The 18,374-nt window shown below is 39.8% G+C and carries 16 protein-coding genes and 1 pseudogene; 12 read left to right on the top strand and 5 right to left on the bottom strand.

What is annotated here, in order from left to right; genetic code table 11:
• Positions 1 to 115: 115 nt before the first annotated feature.
• The 5 genes and pseudogenes from WIW52_RS02110 to WIW52_RS02090 form a co-directional block, all read left to right on the top strand.
• Positions 116 to 504 (top strand): annotated as a pseudogene (locus WIW52_RS02110) (SDR family oxidoreductase); the annotation flags it as partial.
• 24 nt (positions 505 to 528) lie between these two features.
• Positions 529 to 939 (top strand): tRNA (N6-threonylcarbamoyladenosine(37)-N6)-methyltransferase TrmO, encoded by a 411-nt coding sequence (tsaA, locus tag WIW52_RS02105; protein WP_337708312.1) that lies wholly within the window; start codon positions 529 to 531, stop codon positions 937 to 939.
• A 114-nt stretch (positions 940 to 1,053) separates the two neighbouring features.
• Positions 1,054 to 1,659 carry a hypothetical protein gene (locus tag WIW52_RS02100; RefSeq protein WP_337708310.1) on the top strand — a complete coding sequence of 202 codons (606 nt, stop codon included), beginning with the start codon at positions 1,054 to 1,056 and terminating at the stop codon, positions 1,657 to 1,659.
• Positions 1,660 to 1,848: 189 nt separating this feature from the next.
• The gene (locus WIW52_RS02095) at positions 1,849 to 3,159 is read left to right on the top strand and encodes a DUF973 family protein (RefSeq protein WP_337708309.1); all 1,311 of its coding nucleotides are present in this window, start codon (positions 1,849 to 1,851) and stop codon (positions 3,157 to 3,159) included.
• Positions 3,160 to 3,265: 106 nt separating this feature from the next.
• Positions 3,266 to 4,519: an MFS transporter gene (locus tag WIW52_RS02090; protein ID WP_337708307.1), complete on the top strand. Its 1,254-nt coding sequence runs from the start codon at positions 3,266 to 3,268 to the stop codon at positions 4,517 to 4,519.
• A gap of 1 nt (position 4,520) precedes the next feature.
• Here WIW52_RS02090 and WIW52_RS02085 read toward each other — a convergent pair whose 3' ends face one another.
• From WIW52_RS02085 to nrfD, 4 genes are all read right to left on the bottom strand, one after another.
• Positions 4,521 to 5,342, bottom strand: coding sequence for an SMP-30/gluconolactonase/LRE family protein (locus WIW52_RS02085; RefSeq protein WP_337702740.1), 822 nt, complete (start codon positions 5,340 to 5,342; stop codon positions 4,521 to 4,523).
• A complete protein-coding gene (locus WIW52_RS02080) occupies positions 5,323 to 5,628 on the bottom strand; it encodes a hypothetical protein (RefSeq protein ID WP_337708305.1) in 306 nt (101 codons plus the stop codon). Before WIW52_RS02080 ends, WIW52_RS02085 begins: the two co-directional genes overlap by 20 nt.
• Before the next feature lie 215 nt (positions 5,629 to 5,843).
• Entirely contained in the window at positions 5,844 to 6,560 is a 717-nt protein-coding gene (locus tag WIW52_RS02075) for a hypothetical protein (RefSeq protein WP_337708303.1), read from the bottom strand.
• 112 nt (positions 6,561 to 6,672) lie between these two features.
• Positions 6,673 to 7,740: an NrfD/PsrC family molybdoenzyme membrane anchor subunit gene (nrfD, locus tag WIW52_RS02070; RefSeq protein WP_337708301.1), complete on the bottom strand. Its 1,068-nt coding sequence runs from the start codon at positions 7,738 to 7,740 to the stop codon at positions 6,673 to 6,675.
• Positions 7,741 to 7,876: 136 nt separating this feature from the next.
• Between nrfD and WIW52_RS02065 the strand changes: the two genes are divergently transcribed.
• From WIW52_RS02065 to WIW52_RS02035, 7 genes are all read left to right on the top strand, one after another.
• Positions 7,877 to 8,776 (top strand): tetratricopeptide repeat protein, encoded by a 900-nt coding sequence (locus WIW52_RS02065; protein WP_337708299.1) that lies wholly within the window; start codon positions 7,877 to 7,879, stop codon positions 8,774 to 8,776.
• Positions 8,777 to 8,854: 78 nt separating this feature from the next.
• Positions 8,855 to 13,153: an oxidoreductase gene (locus WIW52_RS02060; protein ID WP_337708298.1), complete on the top strand. Its 4,299-nt coding sequence runs from the start codon at positions 8,855 to 8,857 to the stop codon at positions 13,151 to 13,153.
• A 59-nt stretch (positions 13,154 to 13,212) separates the two neighbouring features.
• Complete coding sequence (locus tag WIW52_RS02055; protein WP_443295437.1) at positions 13,213 to 14,058, top strand: 4Fe-4S dicluster domain-containing protein; 846 nt, start codon at positions 13,213 to 13,215, stop codon at positions 14,056 to 14,058.
• An 11-nt stretch (positions 14,059 to 14,069) separates the two neighbouring features.
• Complete coding sequence (locus WIW52_RS02050; protein ID WP_337708295.1) at positions 14,070 to 14,723, top strand: TorD/DmsD family molecular chaperone; 654 nt, start codon at positions 14,070 to 14,072, stop codon at positions 14,721 to 14,723.
• Positions 14,678 to 16,198 (top strand): 4Fe-4S binding protein, encoded by a 1,521-nt coding sequence (locus WIW52_RS02045; RefSeq protein ID WP_337708293.1) that lies wholly within the window; start codon positions 14,678 to 14,680, stop codon positions 16,196 to 16,198. Before WIW52_RS02050 ends, WIW52_RS02045 begins: the two co-directional genes overlap by 46 nt.
• Entirely contained in the window at positions 16,199 to 16,816 is a 618-nt protein-coding gene (locus WIW52_RS02040; protein ID WP_337702723.1) for an HAD family hydrolase, read from the top strand.
• The gene (locus tag WIW52_RS02035) at positions 16,816 to 17,226 is read left to right on the top strand and encodes a DUF2299 domain-containing protein (RefSeq protein ID WP_337702721.1); all 411 of its coding nucleotides are present in this window, start codon (positions 16,816 to 16,818) and stop codon (positions 17,224 to 17,226) included. Before WIW52_RS02040 ends, WIW52_RS02035 begins: the two co-directional genes overlap by 1 nt.
• Here WIW52_RS02035 and WIW52_RS02030 read toward each other — a convergent pair.
• On the bottom strand, positions 17,194 to 18,339 hold the full coding sequence (locus WIW52_RS02030; RefSeq protein WP_337708292.1) for an MFS transporter: 1,146 nt from the start codon (positions 18,337 to 18,339) through the stop codon (positions 17,194 to 17,196). The two genes, WIW52_RS02035 and WIW52_RS02030, sit on opposite strands and share 33 nt — an antisense overlap.
• Between the last annotated feature and the right edge of the window lie 35 nt (positions 18,340 to 18,374).

Below are 18,374 nucleotides of genomic sequence, written 5' to 3'. Positions count from 1 at the left end.
CCTTATGAGCCTAAATAGGTAAGCCCTCCCCCGAATCGTCACGTGGGTCCTTTCAACCCACGTGGCAACGTTAGCTAATACTATGCTTGAAGTTTGAGCGAAAGATTTATTACTGAACGCCTATATAGTAAACATCGCATCTAATGCGGGAATAGGGACTGCAGCAGAAGGTACTAAATTCTATGCAGTTACTAAAGCGGGGGTGATCATATTGACCAGAAGGTTGGCTTTCGAATTAGGCAAATACGGAATTAGAGTTAATGTAGTAGCCCCTGGGTGGATCGAGACTCACATGATAATAGGAGGAAAAAGTGGAGAAGAAGTTGAAAAATTAAGGGAATACTTCAGAAATAAAACGGTTTTACATACTACGGGAAAACCCTAGGACGTTGCACACGTGGTTTCGTTTTTAGTATCGGAAATGCTAGGTATGTTACTGGGCTGGTAATAGTAGTGGATGGCGGAAGAATAGACAACTTGACCATTCAGTTTAATACTTTATAAACTGTAGACGGAAAAAACTATCATGTGAAATGCTGTTTTGATTATATAGGGTATATAAAAAGGGATGACAATTCAGCCTCTCGTGACGCTCAAGTAAGAGTTATTATTGATAAGAAATATCAAGAAGGTTTAAAAGGTATTGAGGAATTTTCTCATATAATTTTAATTTACCACTTACACTTAGCCTCTTTCGACGGCAAACTAAAAAGAGTTAGGGATTCAAGAGAGGTAGGAGTTTTCGCTACTAGGTCTCAATTTAGGCCAAACCCTATTGGTATCTCAGTTGCTGAACTCATAAGGATAGAAGAGAATGTGTTAACGGTCAAAGGTGTAAACGCTTATGACGGAACCCCAGTATTAGATATTAAACCTTATGATACTTGGGATAGGATAAAAAATCCAAGGGTTCCTCCTTGGCATAACGGAGGAAAATGAATTTTGTTTATCTGTACACGACTGAAAGAAGTATTATTAATTTATATTAGATTTAGGGAAAACTTTAAGTTTTAAAGAGAAAGATTAATAATTAATGATAAAGAGGTGTTATTTATGATAATATTTTTAAACGGTGACGGTAATGAGTATATATCGTCATATAAGGATAGGTTCGCTTCTTTACCAGTTGATATTATAATTTATGTTCCGAAAATTAAGCTTACAGACTTTGAAAGAATTCTTGCAGAGGTCGTAATAGGTGAGGAATTAAGAATCCCTATGACTCTGAAAGATCTTTATAAGTTATTCATCTTCGAAGATAAAGTTAGAAGTTCAAAATTAATGATTAGATACAAGGAAGACCTGAATTCTGTTTATGTGGAAGAGGATAACTCAAGTTTATTAAGTAGGCTGTTAAGGAAGAATAAGGAGTATTATTTACCCAATACTGCGTTCTTCTATTCTAAGAGCAAGATAATTATACGTCGCAGAGATAAAACGATAATTATAGTGTCTCTCGACGGTATTAAACATTTAGACAAAATAAAAGAAAGGTTAGAAGAACTCTTAGATAGGATATCAGCATCAAAACTATATATCTATGTCGATAAGTTTGATACCTTAAATAGCGTTATTCCTACGATTATAAAATCCGCAAACGAGAAGGAAACTGACGATCTACGTATATATGTTAAGAACGGAAATGTTAAATTGATCTAGCCTCTTTTGATAACTTATTTTACTCTTGGAGTATTTACATCAATAAGCATGGCCAAATATTGCAAAAGGTGTAGAGTAACCCTTCCGGATAACTATAACACTTGTCCCCATTGTAATAGTCCTCTTGTTCCGATACCGGACTTCTTAGCCCCCTTTATAAACCTTTACAAGGCCCCCCTTAGGATAAAGTTGTTAGATGGGATAATAGACGATTATACTTGGGGATTTACAATATACCTCACGTTATATGTCAATCGAGCATTAACAATAACTGGAGTACAATTCCTTCTTAACAATATCGTTACTACTGATGTTAATCCAAATATGCTTAACATAGGCATAAATAAAGTATCAATTAGTTTTAGATTCCCATTACCTAAAACGAACATCTTACCTTTGAGATTATACTTTTCCACCGGGGAGTATGCTGACTTACATATTAGAGTTGTAACTAGTTCACCAGCTTCTTCACAAAGATCAGTACAACCGATAGTACAACCATCTAACCAGCTCCCTCCGTTAGAGAAATGGGATCCAAAACTTTGGGTCGGTAAATCGTTAGGCGTTTATAATGTCCTTTCGGTAATAGGTGAGGGTGGAACGAGTTATATACTAAAAGGTATCTACGACAACGTTCCTTACGCTATCAAAGTCCTTAAATTGAATTCCAATACTAGGGGCACCACTATAGTAAAAGGTTATTATTATGATTTACAAGTAGAAGCTTCAAACTTAATTGCCCTCTCCAACAGCCAATATACGGTAAAGATCTATGCCATTAACGTAGATCAAAACTCAATTAAAGAAATTCTGAAGGGTAACACTGAATTATACCTCAGGGATCCCCCTAGGCTAATAATGGAGTTTATGGAAGGAGGGACGGTAATGGATCTCTTTAACAATCCTAATGTAAGATACTCAAGTAAATGGAGGAAAATCGTGTATTCGATTATAGCTGAAAGCGCTTTAGCTCTTGACCATATTCACAGACAAGGTTATGTTCATTTAGATTTCAAACCTCAGAACATATTTTTAGCAAAACCAGTAGGTAAGACCGGAGAAGAGGTGTACTCTAGGATCAAGGGAATGATTAAGATAGGGGACTTAGGTAGCTCAACGAGAACAGGAGGTAGTATAAAACAGCTTACAGCAGAATACGCTCCGCCAGATCAATTGGAAAACGCAATCCTCGGTAAAGGTGCTGAAACTTCTATGGATATTTTCGCTCTCGGGGTAGTTTCGTATGTTTTACTCACCGGTAGAAATGATAGACCTGATATTTTATCTCTAAACGAAGGAGTAGACTATTACCTTAAGGGCGATATTAGAAAAGCATTGGAAAAAGTAAAGGAAGCAAAAAATGCGTTGTGCAAGTGGGTTATCTCAATACCTTTGATCGAAAAAGAGGTCTTCCACGAGGTAGTCAGTATGCTTTCCTGCGAACCAAAGACCAGACCTAAGGCTTATGAAGTTTACTCTACATTTTCTAAGTTTGCTTAATTTTCAGGCTGGGGTTTAACCTTCAATTCTCTAATATATTAACGGTTTAACTACATTTAACATTTCAATAAATTTTTTAAATATTAGTAAGGTCATTTAAGCAAGAATGATAAAGTACAAGGACACAAGATGGATGTGGCTCGTGCTGCCGTTTAACGCATCTACCGGACCTTTGTCCTCACTCATTACTCTTCAAATTCTAACTTTGGGTGGTAATGCACTTGACGTATCTTTTGCTATATCCTTGAGTAATGCAGTTTTAATACCATCTTCGCTTTTCTGGGGATTTATGGCTGATAGAATGGATAGAAAGAAACAGATCCTTATAAGCATGGGCGGGACTTCAGTATCTTTACTTCTTATGCCACTTGTTAATTCAATATCTCTATTAGCAGCTGATTACTCTCTAGTTACATTCATGAGTACAGCCTCTACTACTCCCTTTAACTTACTCGTGATGGAATCAGCTGAGAAAAAGCGGTGGGGTCAACTGTTTTCAAAGTTCTCTTTCTTGTCCTCTCTAGGTATGCTAATAGGCTTGCTAATCTCGACGGTTCTTGTACTTTTTCTCAAGATCTATCAGATAGAGGAAACTTTAGGGTTAGTCGCTCTGATCACCTTTGTTGCAGGATTAAAGCTAGTTCCAAAACCAGTTATAACGTTTGAGAGGGTAGCAATTTTACATTATAAGGAATCCTTCATGATAAGAATGAGACATTTGCCTATGATGTTCCTTCATTTACCCAACCCTCATTCCTTTAAGATGTTTTCTTTAAAGAGATTGAGGATTAAACCTACAAATTATATCCCACTCCTTTATCTTGGTATTGTAATCTTCTACGTTAGTAGTGGAATTTTTAATACTGTATATCCAGCCGACCTTTACGTAAAAGGCTTAGATAAATCTAGCGTATTAATTGTGATCACAGTTGGAATGATCTTCCAGATTTTAGGATTTAAAATTTCAGAAAGATTGTTAGCAAGAGCTGAAGAGAAGAAAATAGCTCATCTCTCGCTACTTCTCAGAGGAGTCTCTTACCTATCAATGGGAATAGTCACAGAACTGTTTTTCGGCTTTCCAGTTTTCATATCAGGGTTGTTATTTTATCCTTTAGCCGCTGGGATAGCATACTCATTATTTTATTCTTCATCCAGCATTCTCGTGTTTAAAATCGTAGGAGAAAGAAGCCAAGGTAGTGGACTGGGAGTATATAGTACTATAGTAGGGATATCTCTTTTCGTCGGTTCAATACTCTCAGGATACTTTACTCATTATCTAGGCTACGGTATAGACTTCGTTATAGCCGGAGTACTGTTAGTCTCAAACTCCTTTCTATTTAGGTATCTTGAGGAAGGTTAAGTCAAAATTCACACTCAAAACTTTCAACGCCTTTTATATCAGTTTCCACAGCATATACATAACCGCCTTCAGCCTCGTCATTTGCTGTAGTTATGAAGAGAGTCCTCATATTATTCCCCCCAAACGTAACAGAGGTAGTGTGAGATGCAGGGACTTTGATCTCACCTACTATCTCACCTTTAGGACTTACTCTAATTACTTTTCCTCCTCCGTATATTGCTACCCATAGATATCCCTCTGAATCGATCGTCATCCCGTCTGGGACTCCTTGAAACCTCGTTAGATCGACTAGGATCTTTCTATCCCTTATTTCTCCAGTAGAAAGGTTAAAGGCAAACTCAAACACTTTCTTAGTCGGCGAGTCTATATAATACATCTTAGTGTTGTCTAAATTCCACGCTAATCCGTTAGAGATAGTAATCCCTTCAAGAACCTTTCTAAGTATTAATCCCTTGTCCAACACGAACAGTGCACCGGTAGGATATTTTTCCTCGAGGTTCATAGTACCCACCCAATATCTTCCCATGGCATCACACTTACCATCGTTAAATCTGTTTCTGTTATCCCACTCCTTTACTTCATAAATTGTCTTTACGCCCTCTTCACTAACGTGGTAAAAACCCTTATCCGCTGTGACTACCAGCCCTCCTCTCTTGTAAGGCTGAAGGGAGCTGACGTAAGTTCCGACTTTAATCCACGTGTGCTTATCTCCCCTTAATGTATGGACTTCCCCTTTGAGTATGTCTACGAAATACAGAGTGTCTTTGAACCATACTGGTCCCTCATATAGTATCCCTTTTTTGTTAACTATTTTCTTTAACAAATAATTCACCTCTTTCCTCTACATTACCTTGAAAATCTTCAAAATAGACTTTCCCCTCCTTTGTTATGACTAAATAACCTATCTTTTCCCCGCACTTGTACGGTAAAGCTAAAATAGCATTCTGTGTCTTAACGTTCTCTACAGCGAAGACCGGTGATAATATATCATCTAACTCAAGTGCTAGGCATTCTCTCACCAGTGGCTGTACCTCGTTTAGCACCTCGTTCAGTAGTTTATCGTATTCCAAAGCAAGTTCTCTCATTCTTTCTAAGTCTTCTACTCTCATGTGGGATATTTAACAAACTCTGCCTATTATTTATCATCTCTTTTTACTTTAATTTATCAAAAATAAAGTAATAATCTTTATATATTGTTTGATTCTTTTATAATTTTTTCTTTTTTACCAATATTAAATTAATAAAATATCTAAATTAGACTTGTCCCTATCAGGAATAAAATTTAAAAACACTTATCTTATTTTCTTCTAAAATTATTTTGATATTATGTTCTTATAGCAACATTATTGCTACAAATCATCCTCCTTATACATTCACAAGAGAAGTTAAGCCTTATTCCCTCCTTTACACAGTTCATTGCTATTGCATAAGGTTCTCCGTTTTCCTTGAATCCTATTACACCTTTGCATGCAGGCGTTGTTGAGACGGGTGGGAAGATTTTCAACATATAATAAGCTATTATTTTCTTTGACGTTTCGGAGAACTTCTCGGCAAACGGATAAAGGAAAGCTGCTAAAGATGTCGGATGATTAAAGCACAAGTTGTCCACATTGAACAATCCTTTATCAGACAGCTTTACTAGTTCAGTAAGAAAAGTGTATATCTCCTCCTCAGACCCTTCGTATTTCCACTCTTCTTTTAGCTTTACAGCTACTAGTCTTCTGATCCTTTCATCTTCTCCAGATCTGAAGACAGCTATAAGTCCTTTAGGAGTTATGTAAAAGCTTCTATATCCCATTCTTACATATCCTTCCTTTGCAAGTCTCTTCAGTATCCTCCAAGCTGTAGCTGAAGGTAGGTCGCACTCTTGTGAAAGGCGGTAGGAAGAAATAGGCCCTAAAATAACCATTTTATAAAGCACTTTTACTTCTTTTGTGGATAACTTAGCGGATAGTACTACGAAAAAGTGCACTTTAAAATGATCAACTAAGAACCTAACGTGTTCAACTAAAAAAAGCACTATTGACAGCTCGTCTGGCATAAATTACTGCCTCTTAATTTTAATAATATTAGTCTAGATTTAAAAAGATTATGGATATATTAATTTAATTAAAACTATTTTTACAAGAAAATATATAAAAAACTTACCTTAGTTACCCTCTCCAACCAAAGCTACCTATAGGAATCGGTTGATTACTCACTATCTGGAACGGAGTTTGAGGAGCAGTTTGATACGCGTATTGTCCTGCGAAAAGTATGTCAGCTCTTGTTAGAAAGGCAGCAACTATCGCGAAGATTGCAGCTATTAGGAGAGCATATTTTAACCCTGTAGGAAGATCAGAAGGTCTAGCTTCTCCGCCGATTGCCTTCTGCTGTTTTAACGAGGGGTTAAATAGCACCGCAATATAGGGACCAGAGAACAGATAACCTACTCCAGATATAAGTACTGCTAAGCCCGAAAGTATTAAGTCAAGATAGAATGTTACTTGAGACAATAAGTAATCATAAGCGACCTCGTCAAACACGTTAATGTAGTTTACTGTGGCTAAGAACATGAACCAAGATACCAGCTCGGCGATACCCGAAAATGCCAATAGTTTTGCCATTAGCCTTCTAGCCATTATACCCTCGTCACCTTTGGTAACGAAGGCTAGAATGTAACCTATACCAGCACCTACAAATATTCCACCTGCTAGGAATAGTACTGGTAATCCTGCGTTATTCCAGAAGGGTACACCAGTTGTAGCTGCTAATTCAAAACCGCTGTACACAGTTGAGAATAGACCGAAAAGCATTCCTAAAGTTGCGAATGTAACTCTGAGCCATGGCTTAGAAGAGAATAACACCGATATTGTATATAATAGTGAGAATAACAACAATCCGCTTACGAATATAATACCTCTAGCCATCCATGAGTTCGTGAAGTACACTAATGCTTCTAATGGTGATGCGGTAGCCGCAAGAGGTCTACCTAAATCATATGCGAAGAATGCAAACGCTAAGATCGTTGATACAAATACAACAGGTCCTCCTTTCTTAGCCATTGATGGATACTTTCCAGTATACTCCATGACTCCTAAGATTGCCATTAGCATTCCGGCAACTTCAGTAAAGTATAACGCAAGAGCTATTTCTTCGCCCCAGAGCGGGAATTGATTTATCTGTATTATCGGAGCTTGCACTCCGTACGGCTGTGGCGTGGGGGCCGTAAATAGTCCCATTTCTAATCGTGTGATAATTAACTAATTTTTTAAATAAACCTTCACTCCGGAAAATTAATATGAATAAATATACATATTTTCAAGTACTAAAGACTCATAAAGTTATTATATACCTATTTTTGATGAATATTGTAATGTGGAAATAGAGGAGTTACTGTCCCAAGGAAAATATGACGAGGCACTTAAGTTAATTCAAGGTCAGGACGAAGAGTCCAGACTTTCAAGAGCTTTCATTCTTATAAAGGCTAAGAAATATGAAGAAGCTCTCGACGAATTAAAAGGGATTACCCGAAGCGAAGCCGATTACTTGAGATTCGAGGCTTACAGAAGCCTAGGAAGAGAAAAAGAGGCTGAGGATGAGCTTAAAGCCGGAATATCAAAGTCCCCATATAACCACGTGTTGTACTACACTTTAGCCGAGTATCAATACAGCCTAGGCAAATTGAAGGATGCTTTAGAAAACATTAATAAAGCTCTGGAAATCATGCCTCTAAGCTACGATTATAAGTACCTAAAGGCAAAAATCCTCTTCGCTCTTGGCGAATACGAAGACGCTACTATATATATAAATGACGTGTTAGCGTTAAATCCGAAAAATGTAGAGGCCAGACTAATGAAGGCTCTGTGTTATTATAATGTAGGTTTAAAGATGGATGCACTGTCGGAAGTGAATAAAGCTATTGACCTTAAGAAGGACGACCCAGCACTACACGCCCTGAAAGGAAGAATATATTACGAGACAGGGTTTCATAAATTGGCTCTTTCTGAGTATAAGACAGCCTTGAGACTAGACCCTAATAACCCGGATTATGCTTATCATGTAGCTTTATGTTATCACGTATTATCGCTAAATCAGGACGCGTTAATGTTTATCGACAAAGCCTTGGGGTTATCTCAGAACAGCCCACAATATTTAGCCCTAAAAGCCAGAATTCTTAAAGCGTTGGGAGACCTATCAGGTGCGAAAGCAATAGCTGAAAAAGCTGTATCTCTAGACTCGAGTGTTAGGGGTCAATTAGAGGATCTTTTGTCATAAAATATTTCTAACCAGTTATATTAATAAAGTGAAGTGAAACTATATATAATGAGGTAAATTAACTAGGTTTTGAGAGAAATGAGCAATTTAAAGCTAACGAGGAGGGACTTTCTCAAAATAAGCGGTATAACTGCAGCTACAACTGCGATAATTCTCAACTCAGGGTCGATAGCCAGTAAATTATTCAACTCTCAAGAAGAAGGCTATCATTACACCCTTAACTATCCCTCTGACGAGGTCGTATACGGGAACTGTTTCCAGTGCTTAGGAAGGTGCTCGATAGAGATAGTCAGGACTCCTATGGGCTTCCCGAGATTCGTTACTGGGACTATCGGTTGGCACATAAATGATGGAGGAGTTTGTCCGAGGGGGGCTTCAGACGTCTATTATTATTTCGCTCCCGCTAGGTTGAGGTTCCCACTAATAAGAGCTGGCGATAGAGGATCAGGAAAATGGATGGCAATCGATTATGATACTGCAATAGACATTATAGTAAATGGAGCTAACGCACAGAGTTGGAGCAAAATAGGGTTGAATCCACAACAACTAGGTGTAGGCAACTTCCCCGGGCTTAAAGCTATAAGGGAGACTAATCCTCATGCTTTAGTATATTTCCAAGGAAGAGACCAATTAACACCCGGTATCGATGCAGGTTTCTTCGCCGGTAATTTCGGTACAGCTAATGCAGGTGCACACGGTGGATTCTGTTCAATGAACGTGTATACAGCAGGAGTATATGTTACGGGTGCGCCAGTATGGGAATATGCAGGTCCTGATGAGGAAAGAGCCCAGTACTTTATCTTAGCTGGTCTCGCGGGGGACCATTTCCCTAACTGGATGAGGAGGATTATCGCAAGGATCAGGGAGAACGGCGGGAAGGTAGTAACTATTGCCCCTGAAAGATTTGGCTTCTACTCAGTTTCGGATGAGCATCTGTTCATAAACCCTGCAACAGACGGAGCCTTAGCTATGGGTTGGATAAGAGTTTTGGTTGACTTTCACTACTACGTATATAAGGCGAGCAAAGGTTCAAATGTCCTTAACCCGCAGACCTTACAGCCGGTATCACCAGCCTATGATCCCTCTTCCGGTCAGCTCATAATGCAGACTGTAACGCCAAGTGGACAAGTTGTACAATTACCTCAATTAGGAGACATTCCTTCCACAGCTGTATTCCCTCACATAGATGAGGAATTCTTGAGATATTACACTAACTTGTCGTGGTTAGTGATAGTAAATCCTAACCCGCAGAATGGTGACAGTCTAGACCCAACTGATCCTACCGCAGGTAATAATGTAGGATTACACTTAAGAATGCCCGTACAGAACCAGCAATACGCGAGTTCACACCCATGGCTAGAGGCAATAATGGGCTCTGATGGGAACGTTTACTCTTACGTTGATACACCGTGGCAGAGTGGTGTTATGCCTATATTAACTTTAGACGAGTTACCTCAGCAGAAGCAGTCACAGATCGTACAAGTACCTTATAAATTAAAGAATGGGCAAACAGTCAAAGTCCCGGCTATTCAAGTAACAGTCCCGAAGGCTTTAGGCTCCAGTGAGACTATTAACCTAACAGTAACTACAGCTTTCGAGTTATTAAGGGCTGAATTACTGAATTACGACCCGTATACTCCCAGCGGGCAATCCCCACAATACGGTGTGTTAAATGTAGCTGAGGTTACTGGTATACCTCATAATACTGTGGTGAGAATTGCAAATGAGATAGCAACGACCGCCTTCCAGAAGGCAATTTATGAGCCTGTGAAATGGATAGACTATCTAGGTAGGTTCCATGACAACGTTGTTGGTAGGCCGGTATCAATATACTTCATGAGAGGTATTTCCGCTCACGCCAACGGGTTCATGAGCGCTGCAGCGATGTATTATCTGGTATTAATGGTAGGAGCGTGGGATAATCCTGGAGCCGACCTTTACAAGTATCCCCTTCCCCACTACTCTCCCGGAGTTGCAGTTCCTCCTCATCCTCTGGCAAACACACCTACAATTGATCCAGATATTGCAAGTGCAACTAGTGGAATGACCCTAAACAACCCCAAGACGAGAGCAGGTTTCCTAAAAACGGAATACATATATAACGATGGTACTGTGGACATTAAGAGCGTAAAAATTGTTGGAGCCGGTCCTTACGGCTTCCCAGACGGTCCTGACGATCTAGTTATATATAAGAACGGAAGACCCTTCCTAGTAGATAGAGCATATAGCTGGGAGTTACCTCTAACGACTCAAAGGTCTTATTCAGCAGTCGTTATCACCGCTTACTTGATGAACAAGTACCCCAATATGGTAGTCCCATATAAAACAGAAGCTCTAATGTGGTACATAACAACTCCATATTGGAATAACGCTTACGCATTAACTGACGTTTTACAAAAAGTGACCGAGAAGGACCAGAACGGTAACTACATTGTTCCGTTTAACATAAGTATTGATCTATTTATGCAAGAGACAAACAACGTAGTAGATCTTATTATACCTGATTTGTCATTCCTAGAAATATACGGTTTCCACTCCATCCACGATAGGCCTACAAGTTTACCTCAAGGACCTTCAGATTCTCTCAACTGGCCAGTCTTACCGGCGATGTATCCAGTACTGTCCAACGGAGACTTTATGTTGACTTTAGCTTGGATATTGAGGATTTATCCGAAACAAGGTGATACTATAGATCCGACGAATTGTCCTCACTACACTACACAAGACCCAGTTACTGGCTTACCATTGATAAGCCCGGTAACTATACACGATCCTGAGACTGGAACTACAATACTTCAACAAGGACAGCCCGGTATGATATCTACTGGGATGTATATATTAGAGACCGGGACTTTGATAGCTGGATACGGTAACAACTTCCAGTACATACTGGCTAATGAGGAAGGAGAACCAATCCCTAACCCGCAGCAGTTGAAGTTATACGCTTCGTTTGTGCCAGCTGGTGCTAACCAGCAAGACGTAATCAATCAAATTTTAAATAATGTACCTCAAGGACAGACTTTCTCCACAGCTACTACTTACAAGATATCGGCAAGCCAGAGATCTGCAGGTATAGAGCACTACTTCAGAATTCCAGTACAATTCCAGCCCGGTCTTCAAAAGATGCTTGAGGACATAATAAACACTTACGCTCCGGGCATGATGACAATAGACGAGATCAACCCTGGCTATGTCAAGGTAGGCAAGGGCGGAGCTGTCTACGTCTTACCGCCTTCAATTAGATATATGAGAAACGTAAACATGTTCTACTTCCTCGGTTGGGGCAAGTATATGCCTGGTGGATACGGAGGGATAGGCTTACCGTGGATCCACAAGATATATCTCGAATACTTACAGAAGTTCAGGCTTGCTGCGGCAGGTAAGTGGACCGGATATAACGCAGCGTATTACTACTATTACAAACTAACCGGGAACCAGCAGTTCCTAGTAAAGAGTGTCTTGCCCAACGACTCTTACGGACAAGCTTTAGCTAAGAACATATTGGACTACCACAAGCCTTTCGGAGGCTATTCCCCACCACCAGCTTGGAACTCCGAAATAACCCCTGACGGGATAAACCTGAGCGAGTATCCGTTAACATTCTTCGTTAGGAGACATGATAGGACATATCATAGTTGGTCTTTCAACGTACCGTGGCTTATGGCGACAGTGCCTTATACACCGGTGATGTTGAGCTCAGCAGATCCCTATGTCCAGAGCATGGGCATTAAATCCGGAGATTTTGTTCAATTTGAGGCTGTGAACGAGCCTTGGTCTGGAGGTTTAAGGACTACAATCACCGCTATAGCCTTTCTGGACAACGCGACCAGACCCGGAGCAGCGTGGGTAATAGTGTCGGCACAAGCCCTACCAGGTTTCAGAGGAATGACACCCGACTCTCCACAAGTTAAATACAGTGTGTTACACAACTGGGCAAACATACTTTACATGCCCGCTTCAAGAGGAGGAAAGCTATCTCCTCAGACAGATAAGACCTACCCAATAATGTACTTAGACCCGATAACAGGGCAGACTTCGTGGGCCGACAGCAGGATCAAGATAGTTGGAGTTGCTAGCGGGGCTAATAGGGTTCAGGTTACCGCGAACAAGTTCATATACATGGGTCAAGACTTTTCCAATCAAGACATACTTACAGTGATAATGAACCAGATGGGTGGACAAATAAGTATATCCGGTGCCAGCAACGGAGCACCTTTCGCCCAGCCCGTAGATGTCCCACACTTAAGATTTGACGCCAATAATATGCAGAACACTTCCATATGGAGCTTCGTAGCACCTTATTCATTAGCTCAGAACAACTACCAGTTAGGTAATTATAAGATAAGATATGGTTTTGCGGGTGAACCGCTAAGTTGATCTCCCTTTTTTCTTTCTCAATTCCCGTGTGAGGTGTAAAGGTCATGTCCTCTAATCAAATGTCGTCTAACCAAACCCCCCAAATCACTCTAGATATAAAACAAGGTGGAGTAGAACACAGAATACCATATAGTAATAAGAAAAACTATGCAATAATAACAGATCTAAATAAGTGCTTTGGTTGTGCCGGTTGCCAAATGTCTTGTAAAGAGTGGAATACTTCGGGAATGTTTGGACCCCTTCCTGACCTTAATCCTTATGGAGATCTTGACGTGATGTTCTGGCTTAGAGTAATGTATGTAGAAGTAGGTAATTACCCGCAAACGAAAGTATACAACATTCCAATCAACTGTTTCCACTGTATGGATGCACCTTGTGTACCAGTATGTCCAGTAGGTGCTACGTTCAAGAGAGTTGAAGATGGTATAGTCTTAGTAGACTACACAGAATGTATTGGAACTAAGTACTGTATTTATGCATGTCCTTATGGTAACAGATTCTTTGACTATATTGAAGGAGTAACAAAGAAGTGTACTCACTGTTTTGACAGAATTTACGATCCAACACTGCCTCCAGAAGAGAGGATTCCAGCATGTATTCACGGATGTATGGTTCAGGCAAGAATATGGGCGGATAGATTAGATCCTACAGACCCCGGTAATATTCTGTTTATAGATAAAGGAGGATTTGTACTAGGTCCAGAGACCGGTGCTAATCCAGCAAGCGGATATCTACCTTGGCGTAGCGAGTATGCAGCAGACAACGATGTAGAGCTATTAAGCGAGTCAGAATATTACGATGTCTGGACGTCTAACGGAGTCGTAATTCTCGGGGCGCAAGGTAATAACTCTACTTATACAGAACAAAACCAGTCTTCTTCCTCCTCGTCTAACTCCTCAAGTTAAAGGTGTTTTTTATGTCTCTTTCCACGCTTGATCAAGCTTCATTAAGATTTTTGGTTTATGATCTCTTCTCCACACTTTTTTATTACAATTTTTATGATGAGGATTATAATAAAATGAAGGAAAAACTTGAGAAAATTTCCTCCTTAGGAATAGATAAGAGCATAGTAGACGTTGAACGTATAAAGGACAAGATATTCAATTCCAATAAGTCGGATTTACTTATTGAATATTCAACTCTGTTCCTTACCGGTCTGGGAATAAAACCTTTGACACCTGTGGAGAGTAAGAGATTTTTCTCTTTGATGGGAGAAAAAGTAGCTACTTTTAGATACAGTGATATGTTGAGGTTCTTGCGTTCGAGGAATATTAGGCTCAACTATATGTTAGGCGAGTTCCAACCGGAGCCTGATAACATAGTTACGATCCTCGCGTTTATGAGTGTGCTAATAAAAGAGGAAATAGAGATCCTCCAGAAGGGAGGAGACCTCTACAAGAATAAAGCAGATCAAAGGAACTTCTTTACTACTCATATATACAGCTGGATACCAGACTGGATAAATGACGTCATAAACGACAAGAGGGCTGATATATACAAGGTTGTTTGCGAGGAATTAAGAAAGTGGTTAGAAGCCGAGAAAGAATATCTCATAGGGGAAGGAAATTGAGGATAGGTCTCATAGTTACTAAGACAGCCAGGGAGAAATTAGGCGATCAACTTCTCGTTGATATATACAAAGAGACAAATATACCTTACGTTGCAGAGTTCGGAGAATATCTGGCAGAGGATGTTAAATCCAACGAGCTTCAAGGACTTCTTGTTGTATCTGAAAAGGACGAACAGAACTTTGTCTCATCAGTTGACGAAAAACTGGGTATAAGTCCCTTAGCTGTCGAGGTCTTACCCCTCTCTTGGTTTATCGGAAAGAGCCCGTCTTACAATAAGGCGTTACTAAAGGCGTATGTGAGGAAACTCTCTAAACAAGACTTCGTTTACAGATTACAGCCAGTAAAAACTACTACTGTAACAAGACGTTCCCTTATTAAGTTTAGGCTTTACGAATACAAAGTGTATCCGGTACTGTTCGACGCTTTAACCTTTGAAAGGGAGATAAACACTTTGATTCAGTCTTGTCCTAAAGGTCTGATCGCGAAAGCTGTTGAAGGTGTGACAATTACTTCACCCCAAGACTGTACAGGCTGTGGTTATTGTACTTCGAAAGGGTACTTGGGCTACTTAGAAATGCCTTCCCTTACCACGGAGCAGTTTATATCCTTTGTGAACGAAATAGTGCGTAATTATAATGCCGAGGGAAAATCGTTAGGGTTAGTCTTCACTTCGGACAAAACCGTGAGTCTGGAGGAAGGTCTTTTCCCTCTTCTTGTACCTAACGTGGCTTCAGTCCATGATTCGTTTGTATTTGCTACATTTGCAGCAGGTCTAATACCAGTCATTTTGTACGATCCTAAAGACGACATTGCTAAGAAGAGAGTTGAGGAAATACCGGACGTCTTCCCCGGGACTGAGTTGAAGATTGTGAAGGTTAAGCACGGTGATAAAATACCCCTAGTGGAAAATAAGCTACCTAAGTCTGAAATCCCTGAGGGTGTCGCATTAACCCGTTACAGAAGGCGGTCGCTTTACTTGTGGGCTTTGGAGGAAATGGACAAGAAGGTAAAAGTTAACCCTGAGGTAGAAGTCCCGGGTGTATATTTCGTGGAGGTAAATCCTGATAAATGTGTACTTTGTGGGGTATGTGTTAGGGCTTGCCAGATGCTAGTCCCAGATATGAAAACAGTGAACGACCTCACGACACTAGACTACAACATACCGTATTGTATAGGTTCTCAGAGGTGTGTAAAGAACTGTCCTGAGAACGCCATAAAAGTAGAGAGACTGGCTAAGTTCAAGGAATTACAAAAAGTTAGAGTAAACCAGGCTAAGGTGACCAAGTGCAGGTACTGCGGGAAGCCTATAGGTACTGTAAAGATAAAGGGGAAGGTAGATAGCCTATTAATTCAATACGGTTACCCTGGCACAGCTCAATATACGGATGTATGTAATGAATGTAAACAGAAGGAGTTAACTAAGATGTGGTTAGAGAGTTATCTAAATGCCACTGGTAAAAAGAAGGTGTTGTAAATGTACGTAATCTTGTTTAATGTAACCGAAAACTTGATCAAGGTAAGCGATGAAAAACTTTACTCGGTTTTAAAGGAAACCCAACACGTGTTGAATGCGTACTCTCTAGCTAGAGTATACGTGAGTTATTCCGCCATATTAGATTCACTTCATAAAGAATGGAGGGAGAAGATACTTAGATCGCCTATGTATGAGGACGCTTTATTTCTTGAGGAGTTGAGTTATAGGGCGAGGCTATACGTGGTCACAAACTTAGACAAAATGTTAGTGAAGCAAATACTTGTGAGGAACAATTTGGACGTTTTTATCCAAGACGTAATATCAGCTGATGACGTAAAGAGGTACAAGCCTTCAAAGGAGTTCTTCGAATACGTAGGCAAGAGGGTTAATTCGCCCCTACCTTCAATAATGTTAGTATCCTCGAACCCATACGACATATTGGTTGCCAAGTCTTTAAATATGAAAGCCCACTGGTTAAATAGGAAAGGAGAGGCTTTCATGTTCCCCTCAAACCTTCAGCCCGACAGTGTAATTAAGACAGTTAAGAGTATAGCAGAGAGTACGGCACAACATAAAGTCGATTCTTCAATGGGAGATTCAGCGTTGAGGTGTACGTGATGGTATCCGATTCCCAAATTTTTGACTGGTTCGTGGAACTAGGAATGAAAGTTGAGAAGGTAACCAGCGGTAATTTTTACTTTCACATCGTCATTTCTCCCCCAGTAGGTGAAGGAGTAAAGGTTTCAGTTATTAGAACTAATCCTAACTCTACGTATTATATAGTAACTACTGTTGTTGACTTCGATTCTGCAAAACTTAAGAAGGATCAGTCACTCCTCAAGAACATTAAAAAAGACTTAATGAGGATGAACGTAGAGTTTTTCCTCATCCCACCTGATGCCGAAACACCGAAGTCGGTTCAAATAGCCAAAATAGTATTCATGGAGGGGCTAACTAAGAACGAAATGTTAAATGTAGTTGAGTTGGTAAAAAATTCAGCGTATTTGACTCTGAGCTGGTTTGAATGATCTTAATGAGAGGAAGAAGAGTAGGGCTGAAATAAATCCTAGTGAGCTAATCAACCCCCACAAAATGACGGGAGAGTAAAGAAAGAACGTCATTAAGTAACTGGTGAGAGAAGAGCCCAGAACTCTTCCTAAGGAAGTAAATATACCGAAAACCCCTATTTGTTTTCCCCTCTGTCTCCTCTCGGTTAATGATGTTGCTACAGCTTGGACTAGAGGGGAGACTATGATTTCAGCTAAGGTTATGAATATTATGTCTACCACAGCTTCTACGTAGTCTGTTATAAAAGCTATCGAGAAGTATGAAACCCCGTAAATAAGACACCCTAACGGCAAGTATTTTTTGACGTCTGTTATCAATTTTCCTATATAGTCCTGAAGCACTACTATCATTAAGCCGTTTACCATGAAGAGCAAACTCACTTGAAGTACTGAGAAATGAGGGATTGTTGTATAATAAGTGATTAAACCAAAGCCCAATTGACTCATTAGCATGAATATTAGTGCAGTAGGGACAAGAAACGTTAATAGTGTTCTTGAGACTTTAAATGACACTTCAACACCTCCTTTAAAGTCTGGTAGCATCCTCACGAAATATAAGGGTACTAAGGCTATAATTGATGCAATGAATAGGAGTTTATTAAAGCCAAGTACTTGAAAAATATAACCACCAATGAGGGGTCCAACAGCCCAACCGGCGTTGATCCCAACCCTCTGTCTGCTGAACGCTCTGATCAAACTGTCGAGTTTATCTTCAAACATATCGCCGACGATCGATGTAGAAGAGACGAAGTATATATCGTTGAAAAAAGTTTGTGCTAGAATGAGAGATGAGACTAAAACTGGGAGAGATATTTGAGAGGCCAGAAGAAGCGAAATTGAGGAGAGTACTATCGCTATGGTCATACTCTTTCTTCTTCCCAAACTGTCTGTAAGGATCCCACCAATATAGTACGCTATTAAACCTAAGATACCTTGTAAGAGATAGAAAATCGATACAAATGTGAGCGGTAATTTGTAAACTGAATAGAGTGCATACCCTATAAAAGGCCAGACTAACGAACCGCCTAGGGCTCTAAATGCTCCTATAAGCGCTATCTTATTAATATCGTTCAAACTCTGTCATTCTAAGATTGACTTTATCTCTTTTT

The sequence above is a fragment of the Stygiolobus sp. RP850M genome (genome assembly GCF_037389295.1).
GTDB lineage: Archaea > Thermoproteota > Thermoprotei_A > Sulfolobales > Sulfolobaceae > Stygiolobus.
Note: the sequence above shows the minus strand (reverse complement) of the source record. Positions and strands in the feature narration are given on the sequence as shown.

What these genes read in the sequence shown, in the direction of transcription:
- WIW52_RS02100 (WP_337708310.1), top strand. Translation starts at nt 1,054, where the DNA reads ATGATAATATTTTTAAACGGTGACGGTAATGAGTATATATCGTCATAT.
- WIW52_RS02090 (WP_337708307.1), top strand. Translation starts at nt 3,266, where the DNA reads ATGATAAAGTACAAGGACACAAGATGGATGTGGCTCGTGCTGCCGTTT.
- WIW52_RS02080 (WP_337708305.1), bottom strand. Translation starts at nt 5,628, where the DNA reads ATGAGAGTAGAAGACTTAGAAAGAATGAGAGAACTTGCTTTGGAATAC.
- WIW52_RS02075 (WP_337708303.1), bottom strand. Translation starts at nt 6,560, where the DNA reads ATGCCAGACGAGCTGTCAATAGTGCTTTTTTTAGTTGAACACGTTAGG.
- nrfD (WP_337708301.1), bottom strand. Translation starts at nt 7,740, where the DNA reads ATGGGACTATTTACGGCCCCCACGCCACAGCCGTACGGAGTGCAAGCT.
- WIW52_RS02060 (WP_337708298.1), top strand. Translation starts at nt 8,855, where the DNA reads ATGAGCAATTTAAAGCTAACGAGGAGGGACTTTCTCAAAATAAGCGGT.
- WIW52_RS02055 (WP_443295437.1), top strand. Translation starts at nt 13,213, where the DNA reads ATGTCGTCTAACCAAACCCCCCAAATCACTCTAGATATAAAACAAGGT.
- WIW52_RS02050 (WP_337708295.1), top strand. Translation starts at nt 14,070, where the DNA reads ATGTCTCTTTCCACGCTTGATCAAGCTTCATTAAGATTTTTGGTTTAT.
- WIW52_RS02040 (WP_337702723.1), top strand. Translation starts at nt 16,199, where the DNA reads ATGTACGTAATCTTGTTTAATGTAACCGAAAACTTGATCAAGGTAAGC.
- WIW52_RS02035 (WP_337702721.1), top strand. Translation starts at nt 16,816, where the DNA reads ATGGTATCCGATTCCCAAATTTTTGACTGGTTCGTGGAACTAGGAATG.